The sequence below is a fragment of the Natronolimnohabitans sp. A-GB9 genome (assembly GCF_030848565.1).
Lineage (GTDB): Archaea > Halobacteriota > Halobacteria > Halobacteriales > Natrialbaceae > Natronolimnohabitans.
On record NZ_JAVDDV010000016.1, the window covers coordinates 1 to 23,550 of the forward strand.

The following is a 23,550-nucleotide window of genomic DNA, read 5'->3' on the forward strand; positions in this document are numbered from 1 at the left end:
GATCCGCTCGTCTACGGTCTTGTTACTGACCGCAACAAGACCGGTGACGTAGGTTTTCGCGTGGTGTTTCTGATGATACGGGCCTTGTTTAGACACGCGAAATCATCCAATTCAGGTCGTGATCGACTGTTCAATGTTTCTGACAGCGGCCTTAAGGACGAGTTCTCAGTACTGTCCAAACCATATTCTTGGCTTAAGTGTTGAACCGAAACGTCCGCGGAACGCGAAAAACATCGATTCCACGACAGACCATTGATGATAGATTTCATCATCAATCCGAACATTATGTGCGACGTCGAGCGAGTAGAACTCACGATGCTTGATTACCGGTCCAATTCCCTCGTTCCGCAGCATCTACCGGAGGTCGTCCCAATCAAACTCTTTGTCAGCGATGACAGTTTTCACGTTGTCGATATTTCTTTCAGTAACCACATACAATTTTTATATCATGTGGTAGTAATCGAGCAGTGTAAATCGAGAACAAGAATAGTGGCTTTGACCGACCCAAACGTCCCTTTGACGCGCTTTGCGTAGTTATGACTTGACGAACGATGCTGGTCGAGCCGATCGCCTGTACCTTTCCAGTATCGAATAGTTCTGCAGACAACTGCAACAGCGTTCGCCATACAGACACCTTGATCCTTCATTTTGGAGTTAATAATAAATTTTATATGTATATATTTACTGGAAATAAGGTTTAGCGACGGTAGCAGGTATTTCCCGAATCACATCTAGCAATTGTCGGTAGGGATGGTCGAGGTATTCTCGAAGGCCGTGAATCGCCACAATCAGCGTAACTCATTTTCCTTTGCTGATAGGTTCGTTCGGATCACTTCTAGCAGATTTTTGATATAGCTCGGCGCATCGTTCGATGAAGCGAGCCAGTTCGGAGTGCACATCCACCTGTGCTCGGTTCACTTCCTAGAAATCCCGACATAGAGGTAATATTACTAGATCTAAATACGACCGATGATATGAGAATGCATCAAACTCGTCGATCGGATCGGTGCGGGAGAGAAACGACGTAATCGGGAGAATTAGGATATAAACGAGAGATATGCGGTGAACAAAGATAAACGTGCGAAGTGAAGAAACTAGGCAGTGCCTATGTTGAGGTTGTTTCAGCATTCACATAATACAGTTCGAACTCACCGTTCGATTGAATTCGATCGACAGTAGGATGTACGCTAAGAGAATCTAGTTCATCTTCAGTGTACCGGAGTTCATTATATGCATGTATCTCACGTTCGTAATCAGATTGTGTGAGAGCGAGATAACGATCGTTCTCGAGTTGCGTAGCAAGTCTCTCATCAAGCATTGACTCGTCAATATTGAGGTGCAGTCTCATACGCTCTTCGTTACCGTTAACCGCGTCATCATGACGGTTCGGTCCGTTTCGCAATCCAACAAAGTCAATGTTGTCGTCTCGGGTGTCGAACGCAGTTTCGTACCCTTCTAGTTGCATTTCACTAACGTGGGGCGACTCGTTGTATGTATATGGCGATGGAAATACTGCCATAAGAGAAAGTACGAGTAGCAGCGCGAATCCAGCAGCAAATACAGTCTGAGTTGATATGGAGAAAAACCTATCCGCTTCGGAACATCGGTCTGCAGTAAGGCAATGAAGGGAGATCGAACCAAGAATGGTTCCAAACAACATCATTAATCCGAAAACACGGAAATACATCAGTGATCCGGATGCAACGAAATAGATTGCGAACAACAGTGAAAGGCCGACAAGTCCCACCGTAAAGTAGATTATTTCGTATCGGGAATTCTTGAATCTATCCCAATTGATGAGTACCCCGAATACGGCCATCATTATAAGCAGCGTAAATATTAGATGTGGGAAGAACAATTTAAAGAAAATCTCCATTAGACTGCCGCCCGCTCCGTCCAATGACGCTCCTTGTGTGGCTACAGAGTCACCAGCTTCACCACCGATGAAAAGGAATTCAACAGCAGATCTGAAAAAGTATGCTGCAATGTCGGCGAAGAATCCGTGGTTTGAGGTCCAGAGGACAAAGATTCCGATTAAAAACAATGTTTGACCATACATCGGAGTATGAGTTATGATCTGATTTTCAGTTGATACGCGATTAGCAATATACTGTACACCGGAAATCCCCAGAAGTACGACAGTCAGATGGGCAACAAGTTGCGGATGGTAGATGACAAGTGAGATCGAAGCGAGAAATAAAACCATCCCACCTGCGGTGGCCGAAACATTATCGCGGTCGACACGGAGATATTTTACAGTCAGGTAAAGAAACATCGACGACAGCAAGACGGTTTGTGTCATCGCGTGGGCGTTCATATACATAGAAATCGTTGTTATCGGCAACAAGAGGAATCCAGAGAATGTGGCAATCGTAACAGCTCGCTGCTCTTGAATAATTGCTCCAACACAGAGTGGCACAAAGATGAAAAAAACCAGAACAGGAACGAGGACAACGATGAGCATCGACTGAGACATCGAAAAGCCAAATACTGAGTTAATAATTGCTGTGACTGTGTGGATACCAGGATAATACAGATCAAATGGTAGTATCGTTCCTTCACTAATCGCTCGAGCCCAACCGAGATGTGTCAAGGCGTCATGGTGTCCGTAGAAACGATATCCTCGAATAATTGGTAATCCAGCGAAAACAGCCATCACAAGTCCGCCAAGTACGAGCGCAATCGAAGTTCGTCCAGACTTGCGTTCTGAGGGAGGAACAAATGCAACAGCGAGCGCGGTGCTCATCGCAAGCAGCAGTCCCACCCAGACTAATGGGGGAGTCATCGTGTATATTGATATCTCGTATCCGGCCGCGGGATTGGAGTGCGCGATAAGTACACTCACCCCGACCGCAAGAAATCCGATAGCGAGGATGAGTTTACGGAACAGGTCGTCGGAAGTTGGCAATGGTGACATTCGGACTGATTCGTGATTTTCCGATAACAATCCTTGTTATTCACCGATTTCTGTATGTATATCAGTCAATACTATCGAGATTCAAAGTACGTGTACTAGACTGAACATAGTATAAGACGATATTGGACAGGTATACAATCTATATTCACATTACTCATAGCCAGTAGTTGATGAAGACGGAAACAGGTTGCTTACAAAGTAACTGTAAAGCGATCTGTCCCACATGGTATATCGAACGGCCGTTCGAGACGACCAGCAGTTCGATTGTCAGGAGGGATATAAATGAGCATTGAGGTCCACATTGCAACAGATGACGACCTCGAGAAGTGGAACAGCTACGTCAGCCAGTCGCCACAGGGGACGCTGTGTCACGAACTCGAGGCACTCGAGGTCCAGGCTGACTACTCGAACGCAACCCTCCATCCGTTAATCGGGTTCAAGGGACAGGAGCCGGTCGGACTCTTTCCCGTCTTCGAGATCAAAAAGCAGTTCGTCACGACGGCGTTTTCGCCGCCACCACACCTCCGGGTGCCGTATCTCGGGCCGGCCTTCCTGAACATGGGGAAGCTGAAACAGCGAAAGCGCGAGCGGCGACGCCAGCGGTTCATGGACGGCTGTTTCGAGTGGATCCAGGACGAACTTTCGCCGAAGTACGGGCACGTCCGGACGTCGACGGCCTTCGAGGACTCGCGGCCGTTCAAGTGGAACGAGTACGACGCGACGCCGGAGTACACCTACGCGGTCGATCTCACGCTCGAGGAATCGGACCTGCTGATGACGTTCAGCAGCGACGCGCGAAGCAATATCCGAAACACCGACGACGAGGCCTACGAGGTCGACGTCGGCGGACCTGAGGAGATCCGACTGATCCACGAACAGGTGAAAAATCGCTACGAGTCCCAGGATATCGGCTTCGGCGTCCCAGACGAGTTCGTCCTCGACCTCGCCGAACGCTCACAGAACGGCCACGTCAGACCCTACACGCTCCGGGTAGACGGGGAGTTCGTCGGCGGCATTCTGGCACTCGAGTACGGCGACACCACGGGACGGTGGATGGGCGGTGTCCGGACCGACGCCGACGTCGACGTGCCGACGAACGATCTGCTCGACTGGGCAATCATGAAAGACGGTCTCGAGCGCGGCCTCGAGACGTACGACCTCGTCGGCGCCGACACGCGTCGGATCAACCGCTACAAGGCGAAGTTCAACCCGGAGCTGCAGACGTACTACAGCCTCGAGTACGGGAAGTGGGGGATGCGACAGCTCGCCTCGCTCTACGATTCGGTGAAGTAGTTCGCGACTTCCGTTTCGGTTTCAGTTACGATTTTTCTTTTCGGTCGTCGATCAGGCTGGCATCCTGGGGGACGTTCGAAAACCGAGCCACGACGCCGACGCGACGACGGGTCGCGCCGCGCCGTCAATCCGTATCATGACTGACGAACGTCGTCTTCCAGTTTTGCGGCTCGTCGATCGCCCGTCCGTCGAGCGTCCACGCGTCACGGACCTCGTTGTCGTTATCGCCCTCGATGTCTTCGGCGCCCTCGTCTCCGGCGAGCGACCGAACCATCAACGTCGTCGTCTCCGTGACCGGGTCAAGCGGCGGCCTGCTGTCAGGAAGGAAACCTCGGTTCAGCAACGTCTCGCGCCGGATCGAACTGGTCATCGCGACGATCAGGTCCGTCGATCGATTGTCTGACAGCACAGTCGTGAGCAGCCGATCGATTTCGGCCGCGCGATCGCCGTCGGCGGACAGCACGTCGACAACGGTCGTCTTCGTCAGTCCGTTACCGAGGGTTCGCGTTCCGGTAACGATTGCGGCGACGTCGTCGCCGCCCGAGGACGCGACGTACGTCCTGTACGCCCAGTCGGGATTCCGGAAGCGCCACCGGAGGAACCCGTCGTCGCGTGGGACGTGGAACGCGTCCGGGGACGACCGCTGATAGAGCGCTGCAAGTCGTTCAGCGGGAACTTTTTCGCAGCGTTCGATCGCGATTCCGTCCGCCGACGCACCGGGGTGTGTCGCGAGGGCGCCGCGAGCGGCTCCGTACCCCTTTATTGCCGGGCCGGCGGCAGTCGCGGCGAGTCTGATCACGTCGTTGTCGGTCATCGATTGGGCGACCGCGGCCGGGTCCTGCAGCCGGTACCACAGTTCCTTTTCCCGCACGATCCGCCAGCCGAGTTTCCGGTTTCCGGCGCGGGTTCTGCTGTTCGGGAAGTTGAAAAAGAGCGCGGGCTCTCCGTCGCGGTAGCCGTCGATCGCGGCCTCGGTCATGCGCGTGAACAGTCCTCGGCGGCGATGGTCCTCGTGGACCATCGTGTCGCAGGGCTGGAACGCGAGGACGTCATCCCGCGCCGTTCGGAGCGGCAGAGCGAAGAACGATCGTGCGCCGACGATTTCGCCGTCCGTTTCGGCAACGTAGATCGGAACGTGATCGGCATAGGGATTGTCTCGATACTTCCATTGGAACCAGTCGTCAGCCGGCTGCGATCCAAACACGTCGCGGTAGAGCGATCGGTACCCCTCGAAATCGCCGTCTCGGAACCGTCGGATCGTGTACTCAGGCATGGAGGTCTCGGTGTTTGGCCAGCGTTCGTTCCGCGACGTCAGCCATCGTTTCAACGGAGAGTCGCCCCTCGTCGCGCCGCTCGGCGACGTACGAGAGGACGCGCCGAAGGCGATCAACGTCGGCTTGGTCGACGAGATTGTTCGGATGGAGCCAGATGTGAAAGACGCCGGGCGACTCCGCCGCCGCATCGATTCCCATCTTGGCCTGTCGCACGATCGGGTCTTCTCCGAAGGGGCGGGCGGCCGTTCGGGCGGGCCCCTCAAACGAGTAGAGATCGAGCGACGCCGGGATGTTGACGAGGCCGTGCTCGTCGATTTCCGGCTTCACGAGGGGCGGGCCCTCGGTGCCGACGGTGTAGCTCACGAACTTCGCGAGCGGGTAGAGCTTTGAGTCGTCGTACCACCGCGGCGGCGCCCGGCCCCGGTAGGCTTCGAAGCCGTATTTGGGGAGGAGTTCACGGAAGCCGACGATGTTTCGCGGGAATACGAACGAAGAGACGGACAGATCCCGCTCGCGGGCGACGGCGGCGCTCCGCCGGAACTCGGCGGCCGCGATCTCGGGCGTGATCCGGTCGCGATCGAAGATGACGTGCGAAAACGAGTGACTCCCGACCTCGTGATCGGCGTCAGCCTCCCTGATCGCGTCGACGAGATTCGTCCCGAACCACAGATCATTTTCGGTCCCGTCGCCGCCCGGATCGGCGTCGAACCAGCCGGAGGTCGCCGCGGGGTGGTCGGCGTGCTCGCCGTTGCACTCCTCGAGCAGCAGGTGTCCGACGACGGCCCAGGTCGCCGGTATCAAGTACTCGTCGAACAGGTCGACAGTTTCCACCCACGCCGACCGAGCACGGCGGATCCTCGGTTCGGGCGGATCCGGAAGATCGTGAAAGCCCCATGCGAGCTCGGCATCAATCGAAATAACGACGCTTCCCATATCGCAGCTCATCCCGTCCGAGAAGTTAGTTAAGTAGAGATTTCTGGTAACACGAGAGTCACGAGTGTCTAGTCGATCGCCCGTCCGTTCGCGACCCTCGAGTGCGGCGTTCGGGGTGGTCGCGGTTTCGTTCGGTAATCGCGACCATAACGAAAGGGAGCGGGATGGGATCCGTGATCGATGGATGACAGAACCTCCCTCCAAACGCTGCTAGTCGGTATCGACGCGGCCTGTGATCGGGTGCTCGAACCGTTGTTCGAAGACGACGAGGTACCGACCCTCGAGTCGATCTATCGGGATGGGACGAGTGGCCCTCTCGAGTCCCAGATTCCGCCCTGGACGGCAAGCGCCTGGCCGTCGATGTATACGGGAAAGAACCCGGGCAAACACGGCGTCTACGGCTTTCTCTCCTTCGACGGCTACGACTGGGACGTCGTCAACGCAACTGACGTCCGCGAGCGGACGCTGTGGGAACTGCTTGACACGCACGGAATCTCGAGTGTCGTCGTCAACGTCCCGGTTACACACCCACCGCGTGAGTTCGACGGGGCGTTGATACCGGGCTACACCGCACCGGAGGATCCGGACTGTCACCCCGCGGGACTGCTCGAGGACGTCCGGGCGGAAATCGGGGAGTATCGCGTCTATCCCGACGAGGACGCGGACGACCTCGGGCGAGCATACAGTGACTGCGCGCGTATGCGCGGGGAAGCGTTTCGCTACCTCGCCGACCGATTCGAACCCGAGTTCGGCTTCGTCGAGTTCCAGGGGACAGACTCGATCTTCCACGAGCAGCCGGAAAACGACGCGGCGATCCGTGCGATCTATCGCGAGGTCGATCGACAGCTTCGCGAGATTCTCGAGGAACACGACCCGGAGAACGTGATCGTCGCCAGCGATCACGGGATGGGTCCCTACGACGGCCACGAGTTCCGTGTCAACGACTACCTCCGCGAGGAGGGATACGTCGCGACCGAAAACGGCGGAGACGGAATGCCGACCTGGGCGACGGTCCGCGACGGCAATCTCAAAGAGGGGCAAGCGGACACGAGTTACGACCCCGGCATCGCCGAACGGGCGATGGCGACCGCCGCCGGGTTCGGACTTACCAGCCAGCGAATCGGCGCCGTCCTCGAGCGACTCGGGATCGACGATCTGGTCGCGGCGTACGCTCCCGCGGGGGTCGTCAACGCGGGGGCGACACAGGTCGACTTCCCGCAGTCGACCGCCTACGTGCGCTCGCGGATCGAACTCGGGATCCGTCTCAACCTCGAGGGACGCGACCCCGACGGCGTCGTCTCGCCCGAAGAGTACGAGGCGGTACGTCGACAACTCATCGATGCGTTACGGTCGATCACGACACCCGACGGCGATCCCGTCTTCGAGTCCGTCCGTCCTCGAGAGGAGTACTTCCACGGGCCCGAGAGCGAACACGCAGTCGATATCGTGACCGTGCCGGCCGACTTCGACCACTTCCTGTCGGCGACACTGCGAGACGAGCAGTTCGGCCCACCGAGCGAGCCGTGGAACCACAAACTCGAGGGGACGGTCGCAGTCCGCGGCGAGGCCTTCGATCACGGCTCTGGCGTCGGGAACGCGCACCTCTTCGATATCGCACCGACCGTATTATCGGCACTCGACGTGCCGTTCGACGAGCGGATGGACGGCGAACCGCTTCCCTGCGTCGAATCAGCCGGGACGCAAGAGTACCCACGGTTGGGCGAAACGGAGTCAGTCGAAACGGCCGACGAGGGAGTCGAGAAACGACTCGCGGATCTCGGCTATCTCGAGTGAAGAAAACCGCTCGGTCGGGACTTGATTCGAAACTATTGCAGGTGTTTTCGAGTCGGTCCAAATCACCGCAGTCAAACGAGCATGCTACTACAGCAACGTTTCAGAACGACTACTCCGTCGGGAATGGTTATTTCAAGAGTACAGATACCATATATAATATTGAAAATTCATACAATATTTACTATGATAGGGGGTGTTACAGGTGGTGGATATTAGATAGTGAGTAACGATGTGTGTTCAATTCTGAATCAGCTATAGATCTATGAAAATCGGTTCGAGTTATGAAGGAACACTCTACGCGACACGGGGACTCAAGGTCGGTACCTGGGCCCCTCGGACGGGTTTCAAACCGCAGGGGATGCTACCGAACCCAGATATCCCGTTCAAAGACAAGCAACGAGTTAATTTCGGTCCGCTGAACCGACATTGGTTTAAACGTCTCCTCAGCCCCCTGACCGGCTGGTACACGACGACAAACATCTGGCCAATCGACGACGAGACGCTTCTTGCAACTGTCGGGCATCTATTATTTCGATCCGTCGATGGGGGCGACTCGTGGCAGCAAGTGTACGAACTTCCGCTGGCGTCAGGACCAATGGGCACATTACCGACGTCGCTCTGTACGTACGATGGCCGGGTATTCCTCGGGGAGTACACCTTCGGCGACGAACCGGCGAGAGTTCTAGTCAGCGACGATTCCGGTCGAACGTGGTCCACGTATTTCGAAGACTCAGGCTATCGTCACTTCCACGGCATCTTTCACGATCCGTACGGAGACAGTCTCTGGGGAACAACCGGTGACACCGACGACGAAAGTGCAATCGGAACGTTCGACGATGGACAGTTCAAGGAAATCGGAGCCGGAAGTCAGCAGTGGCGAACGGTCGGCTTGGCGTTTACGCCGGACTCGATCGTCTGGGGGATGGACTGTTCGTACGCCGACCGCGTCCGCGTTCTTCGATTGCCTCGAGATGAACTGTGGACCGCTGATCCACAGCCCGAAACCGTTCGCGTCGTCGACTCCTCCGTTTTTTATCTAGAAACACTGGAAATTGATGACACGGTCTGGGTCATCGTCTCGACTGCTGCAGAGGCTGGAACCGACACTACGGCGCCAGCTAACGCTCGAAACTCGTGTAGTCGATCGGCCAGCGTGTTCGCCGCATCGTCACAGTCGAACTATCAAACATGGTACGAACTGTTCTCGTTCGAACGTCGTCGGACTGTCAGCGAGCAGGTATCGGCGCTCCCGTCGACGAGCGCATACGCGTTCCTCGAAACTGACGACGAGTTTGGACTTGCCGTCAATCCATTCAATATGGCAGATTGCCACGGCAAAATCCACTCGGTTCCTCTGGAGTGGTTCGTCGGGAAGAGCCGTCTCGAGCAAATCGACGACAGTGAACGATCAGCCGAGAGGAGTAATGGGAACGTCTGTGACGACATCGACGGTCGCGATCAATCCGTTACTCGAGAGGTGATGTAAGTGCAGGTCGGAATATTGGTCGATCCACGGATCCCGTCGTGGCACGAGGAAGCGATAAAGAACGTCGCCGAACTCGAGGACGTAGATATTACATACGTCGTCGTCGATGCCAGCAGCCGGAACGATACGACGACGAAATCTGGTGCGGAAGCGATCGATCGAGACGCACTCGTCACCGTCGACGATCTTAAATTGTTCTACGACGTGCTCCGTGAGGACGGTCTGAAGGCATTCCTATACGCGGATCAGAAATTCGGTTGGCACTATTTCGGTGAAACAAAGCGAAGAGATTGGCTTCGTACCAAGGAAGTATCCGACGTCGACTGTCTCACGGAGACGACCGTCAAAGAATGCGAACCGAACTCAGACGGTGTCTGGAACACGCTTCCCCCTGCTGTCGTGTCGGAGATCGAAGAGAGGTGTGACGTCGTTCTTCGATTCGGATTCGGTCTTATCAAAGGCGACGTACTCACTGCTCCCGAACACGGAGTGTTGAGTGTTCACGGAAGTGATATTCGCGAGTACCGTGGGATGGGGCCGAAGCTTTCGTTCCTGAATGGTGATGATACCGTTACTGTGACGCTCCAACGACTGACCGAAGATATCGACGGCGGCGCGATCGTCAGCACGAAGTCCGCACCAGTATCGGACACCGCGACGCTGGACGAAGTCGGCGGCACAGTCTACCAACTCTCGACGGAGATCTACGCGGACGGGGTCCGAAAACTTCGAGACGGCGGTTCAGCGCAGCGAGCGGAGACGCTCGGCGAGTATTATTCTCACGACCTTCAAAAAAGGGATCCGCGATTCGTAGGTAAAATTGTTTTAAAAAACAACTACTATCGCATGAAGTCAGCTCTAGGCACGTAGCCAATCGGCAGGAACTATTTCGTTTCGACCAACCTCCAATAAAGAGATACAGGTGAGCGGTATCAAAGATCGTAAATTAGAGTGACAAAGCTGATGACTGAAACGGGAATAAGATCGTCTACCGGACATATACAGCGTATTCAGGCTCAATGACTTTTTGTTTGTGGACTGAAAACGGAACGTCGAGTCGATCGAAGCCATAGCCGAAGTCGCAGTCACCCGTCGCCGATTATGAGTGAATCCATCCCAATGCGAGCGTCGGCCACGATCCGACCGTTCGAACCCGACGATAGACGCGCGTTTCTCTCGCTGTACGAGACCGTCTTCGACCGCGAGCGAAGCGTCGACTGGTTCCAGTGGCGATACGAGGACAACCCCTACGTGGACCACGTTCCGATCGTCGTTGCCGAAGACGACGGTGACGTCGTCGGCTGTCGAGCGTTTTTCGCCCTCGAGGCACACGTCGAGGGCACCGAGCAACTCGCGTTCCAGCCCTGCGATACGATGGTCCACCCCGACTACCGGGGGCAGGGGCTGTTCAGTCGGATGAACGCCTTCGCCGTCGACCGATACACGGACGGCGAGCCGGCGTTTTGTTTCAACTTCCCGAACGAAAACTCCAAGCCTGGTAATCTCAAACACGGCTGGAAAGAGATCGGGACGTTCCCGGTCTACTACCGGCCACAGGATCCCGTCGGAAGCGTCGCAAAGTTGACGAACGACGATCACGACGCCGACGAAACGAGAGCCGACGGCGACGAATGGGTTGACGGCGATACCGGTCTCGGGGTCGATCGCGATTTACCCGCAGACATCGACGCGAGCGTCGGCGACGAGGACGGCGTCGTGGATACGCTCGCGAGTCTCGTGACCAGTTCACAGCAGGCCGGCGATCGACTCGTCACCGACTCGACCGACGAGTTCGCCGTCGTCCGGTTCGAGACGCCGCCAGCGGAGCTGCTCGAGTCGGTCTACCGACGGTCGGTACCCGACGGGATCCATACCAACCGGACCGCTGAGTTCTACCGGTGGCGCTTTGGGAACCCGGCGCGGTCGTATACGGCGTACGTCGTGACGCGTGACGGCGAGACGCCGGTCGCCGCGCTGGTTACCTCGCGGGTCGACGACTACCTGCGGATCGTCGAGACGCTGCCACGCGAGATCGATGCCGAGGCGGAAGCGATCGATCGATTGCTCGCGACGGCGCTGGCCGACCGCGGAAACCGAAACTACGTGACCGCGTTCGGGGAGACGCTTCCCTCGCCGATCCAGTATCGGTTTTACCCCGACACACGGTTCCCGCTCTCGACGCTGATCCAGCCGACTGCGCGGACGCTACTGGCCCGCGACCTCGGCGATGGGGTCGGTGTCGAGAGGACGGACGCGGACGACTGGTCACTCTCACGACTCGATCTGGACACGACCTGACCGACCAGTTCCGATGGGCGTCGAGTGCGGCGAATCACGTTCGACTATCGCCGTAGGCCGCCCAACGACACTCCGTGATTCGCAAGACGGAGCGGCGGTCGCTCGGAAAGCTGTGTGAAAGTTATCAAAACGTCGACGACGATTCGCTGGTCGATCAGTATTCGGACGGCTGTATTTCTCGAACATCTACCATTCTTTCGACAAGAAAGCTTATACCGTAAAAGTCGGGTTAACCAAGTATGGCACGTGACACTCCGGTACAGCAAGGTGCCGAAACAGAACAGCTTCCAAACTGCGTGACGATCGTCGGCCGTGGGGTCCCCTCGAGTTTCGAGATCACCGTCGACGGCGAGATCGAGATGGACGCAGACGATCCCGTCGCGGAAGGGACCGTCGTCTCGGGCAGCGTCGCGGAGGGATCGATCGAGGTCGGCGTCCAGCGGTTCCGGTTCGACGGCCAGGTGACCAACGTCCGCGTCGTCGACTGGAACGGAAACACGGTTCCCGAATCGGCGAGCGTCCCCGACGTCCACGTCGATTACGGCGTTCCCGGGCGGTAGGGACGACGATCACGGATAGCGGGACGAGTTACGATTTCTGCGGTTCAATACAACTCGAGAGCAGTGTTACCGGCCGACCCGTCGTAGTCCCGACTTCGCGGTCGTCCAGGCGGGATAGACGACGTTGTAGACGCTGGCCGGTGCGTTTCGGGCGCCGGCCCGCAGGAGCCGATGGGACAGCGGCGGACCGGACTCGGAGACGAGGTCGCCGAGGTCGGTCTCGTCGAGCCACTCGAAAAAGGCGGCCTCCGCGGACGAGGAGGGATCCGTGGTACGCGCGCGCTCACGGATATCGGCCCACATGTAGCGTTCGTCCTGACCGAGCACCCATCGTCCGTCTTCCAGGGCCGTCCGGATCTCGCGGTAGTCCTCGTCGGCGAAGGGGTAGCCGTGGTCCGTCGGGTCCAGTCCCGCCAGACGCAGTCCAACTGCAGTGCGATAACACTTTTCACACTCACCACAGTTGCCGTCCATCCGGTCGTTACAGGTCTGGAGTTGCAGCCCTGGCTCCTCCTCACGAACGAAGTCGGCGATGACGTCGAGACGCTCCTGGCGCGTCAGATCGTAGGAGTCGTGGTGACACTGGGTCCCGGCCCACCGGACGTGGTCGTCGATATCGGGACGAGAGCCCCACTCGAGGTCGATTCCCTCCCAGTGGGTTGCAGCGACGTAGAGATCGTCCATGCCGCGTGCGTAGGCCATCGGTGCACAGAGTCCGAGCAGGCCGAGCCCGTGGCCGACCGAGCTGTACCAGGCGCCGTCGACGTAGCGCTTGTAGTGGGCCAACAGCATGGCGTGATCGAGAAAAGAGAGCATGTTCGACTCGAGAAACGCCGTCTCGAGGTCGTGGTCGTCGGCGAACGCGGAGACGCGCTCGCGGAGGTGGGCCCAGTCCTCGTCGTCAGCGGGGTCGGGAGTGATCGTCCAGCCGCGGATGCTGATCAGCGTCGGCGACTCCTCGCGGTGGCGGACGTACGAACACGTCGAGTCGACGCCGCCGGTAAAGAGCAGGCCGCTCTCGCCGCCGGCGTCGGGATCCGGATCGATCGTTTCCTTCGCGTAGAGTGTGCCGCCCTCGAGGAAGTCGTGCATCCGACACAGCGATTCCTCGACGTCCGCGAGAGCGCTGGCAAACGTCGCGTCGACCTCGTCGACGTAGACGTCGGCCCCGTTGGCCCAGGCGACGGGACAGACCTGAGCGAGGACGGGAATCACGAGTACCCCGTCGGGGACGTCCTCGATCGGGACGTCGTAGTCGGTTCGGAACGGTTCGTCGGTCACGAATCGCTCGAGATCCGCGGACGTGGTGACGTCCGCCTCGAGAGTCGTGCCGTCGGCGCTGACGTAGTCGATGACGATGGATGACATAGGTGTGGTCGAAACGGCTGTGGACACTGAGCGCGCTGTTCGCTGTTGGCCCGACGAACCACGAACGGGTACAAAAACCATCAGAACCGTTGATCGTACGGAAATCGAGAACGCGATGCATTATCACTAGCCGAGAACGATCGGCGAACCCTCGAACTCGAGGCCGCGACCCCGGAGGGTCTGTCGGACGTGATAAGCCCGGCCTACACTCGGCCGAGTGATGCGACCGACACACCGCTCGACGGCGACCTGCGTTTCGAAGACGTGATTCGACGGACGGAACGGTCACTCGGTTCGATCGACGGACTGTCGGGCGAGACGGGCGGTTCGGTACCGGGACGTTTCCGTCCAGTGTTGGCGACGAGCGAGAGCGTATCGGCGTCACTGGAAGTGTGATCCGCCGTGTGAACTCGTCGCGATAGGAGCCGTATAACAAACGTCGCTATCGATGTCGCTCCTCTCAATACATGCGTATCGCTATTGGATCGACCGAATTCCGTTTCGAGAGAGTATGAAACGGTCGACACTCAATATCACGCTGGCGATCGGGTTTCTCGCGGTTGCGACCGGAATCCTCGTCGCGAGAGCGAACCCCGCGACCAGTTACGAGTCGTCGATCTACACAGGCACACCGACGATCACGTGGCTCGGATTCGGACTCGCTCTCGCCGTCGCCGTCAGCACAGCACTCGTCTGTCGCGGCCGCGAGCAGGCGTTCGGAATCGCACTCGGCGGGACGACGGTAACGTCGATCGTCAGTCTCCCGATACTCAGAAACTATCGATTCTCCGGGATGGGCGACGCGCTCACCCACCTTGGCTGGACGCGAGATATCGTCAACGGCGAGATGGCACCCCACGAACTGTTCTACCCGGCCGTCCACACGCTCGCGTCCGTCCTGCACTACGTCGGCGGCGTGCCGATCGAACGCGGGCTCCTGTTCAGTATGGTCGTCCTGTTCGTGCCGTTTCTGGTGTTCGTTCCGCTGATCGTCCGCGAGATCGGCGGAAGCGGGATGGCGATCGGCGTCGCGGCGATCGTTTCCTGGATGGTGTTACCGATCAACAACGTCGCGACCCACATGGGCGTACATACGAACTCGAACGCTCTCTTTCTGGTTCCGGTCGTTCTCTTCGCGTTCGTGGCCTATCTCCGCCGGCGGGCGACGATCGAACGGCTGCCCTTCGGCCTCTCGCCGTTTAGCCTCCTCATCTTCCTCACGGGGATCGGACTCCTGCTCGTACACCCACAACACATGATCGGCGTGCTCGTCCTCGTCGGATCGATCGCCGGCGTGCAGTTCCTCGCTCGGCGGCGGTTCGACGATCACCCGATGCTCGATCATCCCACGATGTACGCCCACACGGCCGTCCTGGGGATCATCTTCTCTCTGTGGGCCGTAAGCAACGACCGATTCCGAAACGCAGTCACCGGAACCATCGAAGGGCTGTTCGAAGAGGACGTCGGTGGCGGCGCCGAAGTCGAGCAACGCGATTCGTCGCTCGAGGCGATCGGCGGCAGCATCGCCGAGCTATTCGTGACGATGTTCTTAGAGCTCGCGATCGTCTCGCTCGTCGTCGGCTTCTTCGTGTTGCTGGTGTGGCTCGGGCGAAGCAAACTCGATCCCGAGACGAAGTCGTTCGTCAACTACCTCGCGCTCGCGCTCGTCCCACTGTCCGGGCTGTTTCTCGTCTACTTCCTCGGGACGCCGACGATGGCGTTCCGCCAGATCGGCTTCATCGCCGTCATCCTGACGGTACTGGCCGGAGTCGCACTGGCCCAGGCCATCGGCGCGCTCTCGAATGTGATCACGCAACCGGGCGGGACCGCCGTCGGTGCGTTGCTCCTCAGTGCCTGTCTCGTTCTCGGCCTGCTGACGGTCTTTTCCTCGCCGATCATCTACAATCCCGGCCAACACGTAACCGACGAGAAGTTCAGCGGGTACGAGACCGCACTCGACGACGCCGACTCGGAGACGGCCATCGCGGGAATGGGATACGATCCGTACCGGTACGATCACGGCATTAACGGCCTCGGCGGTGAAGAGACACTAAGCGGTGGGACAGCCGACAGCGGGATGGTAAACAGCGACGAGTTCGAGGCCGGAAACTACAGCGGCGCGTACGACGGCGCCGACTACAACTTCCTCGTCAGCGAGTACGAAGTCACGCGCGAGATCGAGGTCTACCAGGAACTCTACCACAGTGAGGACGCACTCGCGGATCTCGAGACGGATCCGAGCGCCGACAAACTGATCTCGAACGACGAGTTCCGGATGTACGCCGTGGAGGGTGAAGCGGACGAAGAAGCGTAACAACAGGGATACTGTCGGGCACCAGTCGTACGGATCGGTGTCCGTCAGTGGCGGTGGCCAACGAGCAACGTCACGTTACTCACCGACAGCCGCCGAGACACCAAACCGTGTCGTCGAGTTATCGGCTCGGACTCGAGTGAGTGATCGACGATCGTGCCGATGGGCTCGTCGACCACACTGAGCGGCGTCCGGATCGGATCGTAACCTGAAGATACTGAGACAGTCACGGCGACGTCGAATCGAACCGTCGCAGCGATCGCCGTCTCGGGTACGTCCGAGAATCAGCCCGGAGACAGCCACTCGCGGCCGGTAATCGATGATTTCCGCAGCAAAGATCGATTACCCTCCCGTCTATTAGCCACCGAACGTTCATAATATCTTGTCCGAACCACCATAGATTGTGTCTCGTTCCATAGAGTTATAAATATATTCAGTAAATTTAAGCCATCCCTCCAAAGAAAAGTTTATGAGTATAAGGCCAGGTTACGCAAGTGTATGGCGCAGAACTCCCGTACGTCCGAAACGGACTCGACGCCGAACACAGGCCGTAACGATGGATTAAGCCGCCGCAACTACGTGCGATCGCTCGCTGCAGTTGCGACCGCGGCAACCTCCCTCGGTGTGGCCGGGACGGCGACCGCCGAAGACGAGTACGAGGTTATCGAAGCCAACGGTCAAATCGTCACCATCGGTGACGAGACGTTCGAGAACAAACTCATCGACGTCTCGAACGGTAACGATATCCAGTTCAACGTCGACGGTGCGGCGACGATCCGTAACATTGGCGTCCACGGCCTCTTCCAGGGCGACGGGTTCATCTTCTCGATTACCGCGCCGAGCGGGACCGTCGAGTTCGAGAACATCTACATCGGCGACGGCGCTAACAAGGCAGGCTCGGGTTTCACCCACGGCCCCGGTGGAATCTTCTACCACAACGATGCAAGCGCCGACGTCGTCTTCAAGGAGTGTAACGTGCAGGGATTCCCGAACAACGGCTGGTACTGTTCCAACACCGCAAACAGCGGCTCGATCACGTGGGAACGGTGCTTCGGGAAGAACAACGGCGTTGCAACGTTCCGTGCCGCCAACCAGGACGACACCCTCCGTGAGTGTGTCGCCTACAACGACGACACCGACTACTCCACCGAAAACGGCAGCTGGGGTGGCTACAACGAAACCTCCGGCCGCCCGCTGTGGGTATGGGAACCCGGCGGCATCACCGTCGAGGACTGCCATTTCGACGCCGGGAACTACAACTCGGCCGTGGTCGCCCACCAGGGTGCCTCGATCACTCTCGACGGCGGTGCCGTCGCCGGCAGTACCCAGGGTAACGTCGACGCCTCCGACGCCGGCAGCGACCCCGATCTCTCCCTCCCCGACGGCGTCCCCGAAAGCGCCGAAGCCGCCGCGACCGGCGACGACTGATCCGGTACGATAACGCCCCTCGCACCTCCACTCCGCTGACGGTTCCCCTCCCCCGCTGACGCTCGCCCTCCACTCCGCTGACGGTTCCCCTCCCCCCGCTGACGCTTTCCGCCGTTCGTTTTTCGTTTTCGTTCTCATCGATTGGAACGATCGTCGCCCAACTGTAACGAGATTCGCTACGCGACAGGGTCAATCGATTTTTCAGGTGGTAATACGCTATTACTCGACAGTTACTGGGCATCCCGAAGTCCCGGGATAGCCACTATGCCCCCATCCAGCCGTACACAATATACTATTACTCGCAGTTCGAACGGTGCTCCTGGAGTGTAATATTTCGTGTGTATTTTGGCATATTCTTGTATCAATACCCTCACTATATAGAGGAAGTCTGTAAATTTTAAGTAAATTAGAGGAGAAAGTTTATGGTAGTAGTGTTGGATTACCCGATTGCATGAAACACGACGCTTCGGAACTGGATGACGGTCGAGACGTCGACGGTGAAGGACAATCGACGTTTACCGACAGTAACGACGGATTACTCGATCGACGATCGTACATGAAACTGGCTGGTGCGACAGCAGCCGCGACGGCGTTTACTATGGGCGCAAGCGCCGACAGCGACGACTACGAGGTCATCGAAGCCCGCGGCCAAGTGATCAACATCGGCAACGAAACGTTCGAGAACAAACTCGTCGACGTCTCGAACGGCAACGACATCACGTTCGTCGTCGACGGCGCAGCGACGATCCGTAACATCGGCGTCCACGGTCTCTACCAGGGCGACGGGTTCATCTTCTCTATTACCGCGCCACGTGGGACCGTCGAGTTCGAAAACATCTACATCGGCGACGGCGCCAACAAGTCGGGCTCGAGTTTCACTCACGGTCCCGGTGGAATCTTCTACCACGCAAGCGCCAGTGCGAACGTCGTCTTCCGCGAGTGTAACGTCCAGGGCTTCCCGAACAACGGCTGGTACTGTTCGAACAGCGCCAGCGGCGGCTCGATCACGTGGGAACGGTGCTTCGGGAAGAACAACGGCGTCTCGACGTTCCGCGCCGCCAACCGAAACGACACTCTCCGCGAGTGTGTCGCTTACAACGACGACACCGACTACTCCACCGAAAACGGCAGCTGGGGTGGCTACACGGAAGACTCCGGTCGCCCGCTGTGGGTCTGGCAGCCTGGCGGCATTACTGTCGAGGACTGCCATTTCGCCGCTGGAAACTACAACTCGGCCGTAATCACCCACCAGGGCGCCTCGGTCAGGCTCGACGGCGGCGCCGTCGCCGGCGGTACCCAGGGCAGTGTCGACACCTCGAGTGCCGGTACCGATCCCGACCTCTCGCTTCCCGAGGGCGTCCCCGAAAGCGCCGAAGCCGCCGCAGCCGGCGGCTCCGGCAGCGCCTCGAGCGGGTCGAGCGACGAAGACGACGAGGAGGACGCCGACGAACTCCCCCACCTCCTCCGATTCGATGGCGATACGTCGGACGTGAGTCGATACGAGTTCGTCGTCGACGGCGACGTCGAACCGGCAGACTACGAGGGAGCGATCGACGACTCGACCGAGATCGACGGCAGCCAGGTCCACGGTGTCGTCGCAGACTGGCGCGACGTGTTCCGCTTCGACGGCGACCTCGAGGAGCTCACCGTCGACGGTCCGGCAACCGTGCTGGTCGACGGCGAGGAGATCGACCCCGACGACGTCGGCGCGGAACTCCCCCACGTCCTCGAGGTCGAGGGCCAGGGCGAGCCGACGAGCTTCGAGCTCACCGTCGACGGAACGATCGAACTCGACGAAGCGGACGACGATGAGGCGACGACGGTTTCGGGCTCGACGGTCCAGAGTTCGGTTACCGACGAGACCCTGGCGTTCCGGTTCTCGGGTGCGCTGACCGACGTCACGATCATCGACGGCGAGGCCGACGTCAGTCTCGACGGCGAGGAGATCGATCCCGACGAGTACGGCGACCACGAACTGCTCCCCCACGCGATCGTCTTCGACGGCACGGAGACCGACGAACCGAGTTCGTACGCCTTCGAAACCGGCGGTGAAGTCTACAAGGCGACCTATCAGGACGCCACGATCGATAGCGACGACGTGATCGACGACGGAACCGTCCGCGGCGTCGTCGACGACGGCCTCGACGCCTACTGGTTCGACGGCGATCTCGAGGAGTTCCGACTGGCTGGCGAGGCGACCGTCGACATCCAGTACAACGCTCGCGACCAGTAGTCAGAGCGAAGCCGACGACGACGGCCGACGCGATCGGTAATTCGTACTGTAGGTGACGGCGCGATTTCGCGACCGACCGGTGAATAGTTCTGTCCGACAATATAACCAATCTCGACAACCCACCCACCCCACTACTTCCGCTGTTAGTGAGTGTAACAGTGCCATCACCCTCCATGTGAGGAGGGTGATTTAGTTTAGTAATGAACAGCGTGCGGTTACTGTTTTTTCTAATTCTACTTAACATTAATCTAGCTCACTAGAAAGGTATCTCCAAACTGCGTCGGTGAGTGCAGAGGCGTTTCACTCTAACAGCGGAACTGGTGGGGTGGGTGTCTTGGAGAAAACTTCTAGCCGTAACAGCGGAAGTGGTGGTGTGAGAGGGAAACGTCTCCTTCTACCGATAGAAGCAGTAAATGAGGCTATAGTGAGGTTCCGACCAACTCTTCCAACCCGGCTTTCACACTCGAGACGGACTGGTTCAATTCGTGTTCTTTGAACTTCCCGCCGCCTTTCCCTTGGTTGCGCCAATCCGAATGTATAATTCCGAGTGTCTCCAATTCAGCGAGATACTCTCGTACTGCCCGATCGGACACTGGATCAGTGGCCCGCTGATCACACAATTTCTCGTATGGTGGACGGATCTCCCGCGTTCGAGCCGGAGTCTCCCCTCGTTCTTCTAGCAAACACAGCGCCCAGAGCACAAGTTGCCCATGTAACGAGTAATTGCTGATCCCTTCGATCACTTGATTCGTCTGAAGTCGTTTTCGGGCCCTTCGGACATGATCCTCGGTCACGTGATCGGTATTTTCCTCTCGCGCAATATCTCCGCTCTCGAGCAGCAAGTCGAGTGCCTGTCGAGCGTCACCGGAGTCTTTCGCCCCATATGCCGCACACATTTCGATGGCCCCATTTTCAAGACTCTGAGCTTCCTGGGTGACTCAGGAAATTCGGTGTGGGAAGGGCCGTTTGTGGCGTAACTCTCGGGAAACGCGGTGTGTGGCCTGTATCAGATGATAGCCTTTCGTCGATGCTCGAGGTGGACACGTCGAGAACAATGCGACGATCAGATACGCTCGTACTGCCCGATCGGACACCGGATCGGTGGCCCGCCGATCACACGATTTCTCGTATGGTGGACGGTAGATGAATGAAAGCGGCTCCCGCGCCTGAAACGGGAACAGATGCTGGCACGCGAACTGCTCCGGTACTGGATGACGGTCGTCGGGAGCCAGCCGTTACTTCGAGAGCCGTGAATAAAAGTCCTTCCTCCACGAGTGGTCACGAAATCGACAGTCGACGGCCCGAACGAAAGTCGACCGTCGGCCGACGCACACGAACTGTCGGCACCGAAATAGAACGTCACGAGAACGTGGTCGGGTACCGTCGACCGGCAGCGAAAAAGCAGCGACGTTACTGGCTGTGGACGTTGTACTCGACGTCGACGGTCGCGTCGCCGGCTAACTGGAAGTCGACGATATCGCCGTCGAACCAGTAGGCGTCGAGGCCGTCCCCGACGCTCCCAGTGACGGACGTCCCTTCGATGACGTCGTCTTCGTCGGCCGAGGCGTCGCGGTAGTTCGACGCGATCACGTCACCGTCGATATCGAACGAGTACGTCGACTCACCGTCCGTATCGGTACCGTCGATGACGACCGCGTGGGGGAGCAGTTCCGTCTCGCCGATCTCGTCGGGGTCGACGCGTTCCTCGTCGACGTAGACGCGTGCGTCCCCGTCGATGAGCGTGATATCGCTGATCGCACCGGAAAACCGGAAGCGCTGGACGTCACGTTCGATCGATCCCTCGAGTGTGCTCTCGGCGATCGTCGAGTCCGTCGCATCGTCACCCGGCATTCGGTCGACCGTCCCGTCGACGCTGACTTCGTAGCTCGCGGGCGACCCATCGCCGACGATCGTCAGCACGTGTGGGAGTTCCGCGCCGTAGTCGGCGGGATCGACTTCCTCGCCGTCGACGTAGACGCGTGCGTTCCCATCGACGGTGAGCTCCTCGAGGTCGCCGTCGAACAGGAAGGCGTCGCGCCAGCCGGCGACCGAGCCCGTGACGGTGCCGCTGTCGATGACGTCCGCTTCGTCGATAGTAGCGCCGTGTTCGTTCGATTTCTCGACGGCACCACTGACGGTAAACTCATAGCGCGTACCGCCGGCGGTTCCGACGCCGTCGATCAGGATCGTGTGCTCGTAGTCGGTGTCGTGCCACGGCATGTCACCTTTCCAGTCGTCGCCAGTCGCCCCCTCCAGTGGGTAGCGCTCGAGGTGAGATTCGACGTCGTTGACGACCGGTTCGGCCGGTCCCTCGACGGTAACGTCGATCAGGTTCGTATCGAACTCCCAGGCGTGGCGGCCATCAGCGACACGTCCCGCGGCGCGAGTGCCGTCGTCGCTGATCCACATGAGCTCCTCCTCGATCGTCGCGTCGTTGTACGTCGAGGGCTCGATCGGTCCCGCTTCGATCTCGAAGTAGTAGTCGGTCGGCTCGTCCTCGTCCTCGGCGACGAACTCGTAGGTGTGCTGGAGATCCTCGTGGTCGCCTCGAGAGTCGTCTGTGTCGGGTTCCGAAGTGCCACCGGTCGATCCGGCGGTGCCCGACACGGCCTCCTCGGGTGAGGTGGGGACGCCCTCCGGGACGGAGAGATCGGCACTGCCGTTCTCGACGCCGCTTCCCTCGGAGTAGCTGCCCGAACCCGACATACTGTAGCCGCTGTGGCGCGTGTCCTCGACGTAGGTATTGGAGCCGTCGCGGCCGAAGATCGACGCGCCGTTACCGTACGGACCGCCGTCGAAGTCACAGCCGACGACCTCCTGGTCGCCCCAGCCCCAGAACGGCCGACCCACGTACCGGCCGGTTCCGTCGTTGTACGCGACGCAGTCGACCACTTCGCCGCCGTCGGAGACGCGCATCGAGGCGACGTAGTTGTTCTTCCCGAAGCAGTTTTCGATCCTGACGGTTCCCGGCGTATCGTAGGCGGCCGGGCTGGCGTAGATACCGTTGTTCGGCCAGTCCTCGAGGTAGACGTTCCGAATGTCGAGATGGCCGGAGTGGTCACGGTGGACGAAGATGCCGACCTGACCGTGAGAGCTGTAGGAACTCGGCCGGACACAGCCATCGCCGAGGTACACGTTCTCGATCGTAGACGTGTTCCCGCCGTCGTCGAGCGCGACGATCGCGTTGTGATCGTGGTTGTGAGTCCCACGGAACCCGACGTTCCGGATCGTCCAGTTCGTCGCGTCCGCGACGATGGTAAACCAGTTCCCGTTCGAGAAGTCGATAATCTTGTTCTCGAAGACCTCACCGTCGTCGAGAATGTAGTTGCTGTTGTCCGCTTCGATGACGTCGTACTCCTCGTCGGAGGCACCCACCGCACCGGACGCAGCGACAGCGGCGGTCGCAGCGCCGGCGAGTTTCAGATACGACCGACGGTCAATTAATCCGTTATTACCGCTGTTATCGCCGCTTACAGGCCGCTTCTGGCCCGATTCGCTATCATCCAGTTCCGAAATATCGCGTGCCATACGACAATGTAATTCGCGATTACCCACATAAGCCTTCTGAATATGTTGAATAACAGCCCAAAATAGTCATCATATCTTGAAAGTACAGAGCTAGATAACATCGTTTGTTCAATTATTATGGTTTCAG

Annotated in this window: 14 protein-coding genes and 1 pseudogene; 9 read left to right on the plus strand and 6 right to left on the minus strand. The window is 58.5% G+C overall.

What is annotated here, in order from left to right; translation table 11 throughout:
• Positions 1–1,105 precede the first annotated feature (1,105 nt).
• Complete coding sequence (locus RBH26_RS16265) at positions 1,106–2,917, minus strand: MFS transporter (protein ID WP_306759432.1); 1,812 nt, start codon at positions 2,915–2,917, stop codon at positions 1,106–1,108.
• A gap of 282 nt (positions 2,918–3,199) precedes the next feature.
• On the opposite strand from RBH26_RS16265, the gene RBH26_RS16270 reads away from it, so the two are divergent.
• Complete coding sequence (locus RBH26_RS16270) at positions 3,200–4,210, plus strand: GNAT family N-acetyltransferase (protein WP_306759433.1); 1,011 nt, start codon at positions 3,200–3,202, stop codon at positions 4,208–4,210.
• 124 nt (positions 4,211–4,334) lie between these two features.
• Here the strand turns inward: RBH26_RS16270 and RBH26_RS16275 are convergent, their stop codons facing one another.
• Both RBH26_RS16275 and RBH26_RS16280 read right to left on the minus strand, forming a co-directional pair.
• Entirely contained in the window at positions 4,335–5,483 is a 1,149-nt protein-coding gene (locus tag RBH26_RS16275) for a GNAT family N-acetyltransferase (RefSeq protein WP_306759434.1), read from the minus strand.
• Positions 5,476–6,417 carry a polysaccharide deacetylase family protein gene (locus RBH26_RS16280; RefSeq protein WP_306759435.1) on the minus strand — a complete coding sequence of 314 codons (942 nt, stop codon included), beginning with the start codon at positions 6,415–6,417 and terminating at the stop codon, positions 5,476–5,478. Before RBH26_RS16280 ends, RBH26_RS16275 begins: the two co-directional genes overlap by 8 nt.
• Before the next feature lie 180 nt (positions 6,418–6,597).
• On the opposite strand from RBH26_RS16280, the gene RBH26_RS16285 reads away from it, so the two are divergent.
• The 5 genes from RBH26_RS16285 to RBH26_RS16305 all read left to right on the plus strand — a co-directional run bounded on the left by RBH26_RS16285 (position 6,598) and on the right by RBH26_RS16305 (position 12,555).
• Complete coding sequence (locus tag RBH26_RS16285; protein ID WP_306759436.1) at positions 6,598–8,211, plus strand: alkaline phosphatase family protein; 1,614 nt, start codon at positions 6,598–6,600, stop codon at positions 8,209–8,211.
• Between the two features lie 595 nt (positions 8,212–8,806).
• Positions 8,807–9,697, plus strand: a complete 891-nt coding sequence (locus RBH26_RS16290; protein WP_306759437.1) for a glycosyl hydrolase — start codon at positions 8,807–8,809, stop codon at positions 9,695–9,697.
• On the plus strand, positions 9,698–10,567 hold the full coding sequence (locus RBH26_RS16295) for a formyltransferase family protein (protein ID WP_306759438.1): 870 nt from the start codon (positions 9,698–9,700) through the stop codon (positions 10,565–10,567).
• A gap of 231 nt (positions 10,568–10,798) precedes the next feature.
• Positions 10,799–11,995 carry a GNAT family N-acetyltransferase gene (locus tag RBH26_RS16300; protein WP_306759439.1) on the plus strand — a complete coding sequence of 399 codons (1,197 nt, stop codon included), beginning with the start codon at positions 10,799–10,801 and terminating at the stop codon, positions 11,993–11,995.
• Between the two features lie 239 nt (positions 11,996–12,234).
• On the plus strand, positions 12,235–12,555 hold the full coding sequence (locus tag RBH26_RS16305) for a hypothetical protein (protein ID WP_306759440.1): 321 nt from the start codon (positions 12,235–12,237) through the stop codon (positions 12,553–12,555).
• 66 nt (positions 12,556–12,621) lie between these two features.
• On the opposite strand, the gene RBH26_RS16310 is transcribed toward RBH26_RS16305, so the two are convergent.
• The gene (locus tag RBH26_RS16310) at positions 12,622–13,923 is read right to left on the minus strand and encodes a hypothetical protein (RefSeq protein WP_306759441.1); all 1,302 of its coding nucleotides are present in this window, start codon (positions 13,921–13,923) and stop codon (positions 12,622–12,624) included.
• A 511-nt stretch (positions 13,924–14,434) separates the two neighbouring features.
• Between RBH26_RS16310 and RBH26_RS16315 the strand changes: the two genes are divergently transcribed.
• The 3 genes from RBH26_RS16315 to RBH26_RS16325 all read left to right on the plus strand — a co-directional run bounded on the left by RBH26_RS16315 (position 14,435) and on the right by RBH26_RS16325 (position 19,895).
• Entirely contained in the window at positions 14,435–16,237 is a 1,803-nt protein-coding gene (locus RBH26_RS16315; RefSeq protein WP_306759442.1) for a hypothetical protein, read from the plus strand.
• Between the two features lie 495 nt (positions 16,238–16,732).
• Positions 16,733–17,662 carry a hypothetical protein gene (locus tag RBH26_RS16320; protein WP_306759443.1) on the plus strand — a complete coding sequence of 310 codons (930 nt, stop codon included), beginning with the start codon at positions 16,733–16,735 and terminating at the stop codon, positions 17,660–17,662.
• Positions 17,663–18,113: 451 nt separating this feature from the next.
• Entirely contained in the window at positions 18,114–19,895 is a 1,782-nt protein-coding gene (locus RBH26_RS16325; protein ID WP_306759444.1) for a hypothetical protein, read from the plus strand.
• Between the two features lie 419 nt (positions 19,896–20,314).
• On the opposite strand, the pseudogene RBH26_RS16330 reads toward RBH26_RS16325, so the two are convergent.
• Together RBH26_RS16330 and RBH26_RS16335 are read right to left on the minus strand one after the other, a co-directional pair.
• Positions 20,315–20,812, minus strand: a pseudogene (locus tag RBH26_RS16330) (cell division control protein Cdc6); the annotation flags it as partial.
• A gap of 493 nt (positions 20,813–21,305) precedes the next feature.
• The gene (locus RBH26_RS16335; protein ID WP_306759446.1) at positions 21,306–23,423 is read right to left on the minus strand and encodes a hypothetical protein; all 2,118 of its coding nucleotides are present in this window, start codon (positions 23,421–23,423) and stop codon (positions 21,306–21,308) included.
• Positions 23,424–23,550: the final 127 nt, after the last annotated feature.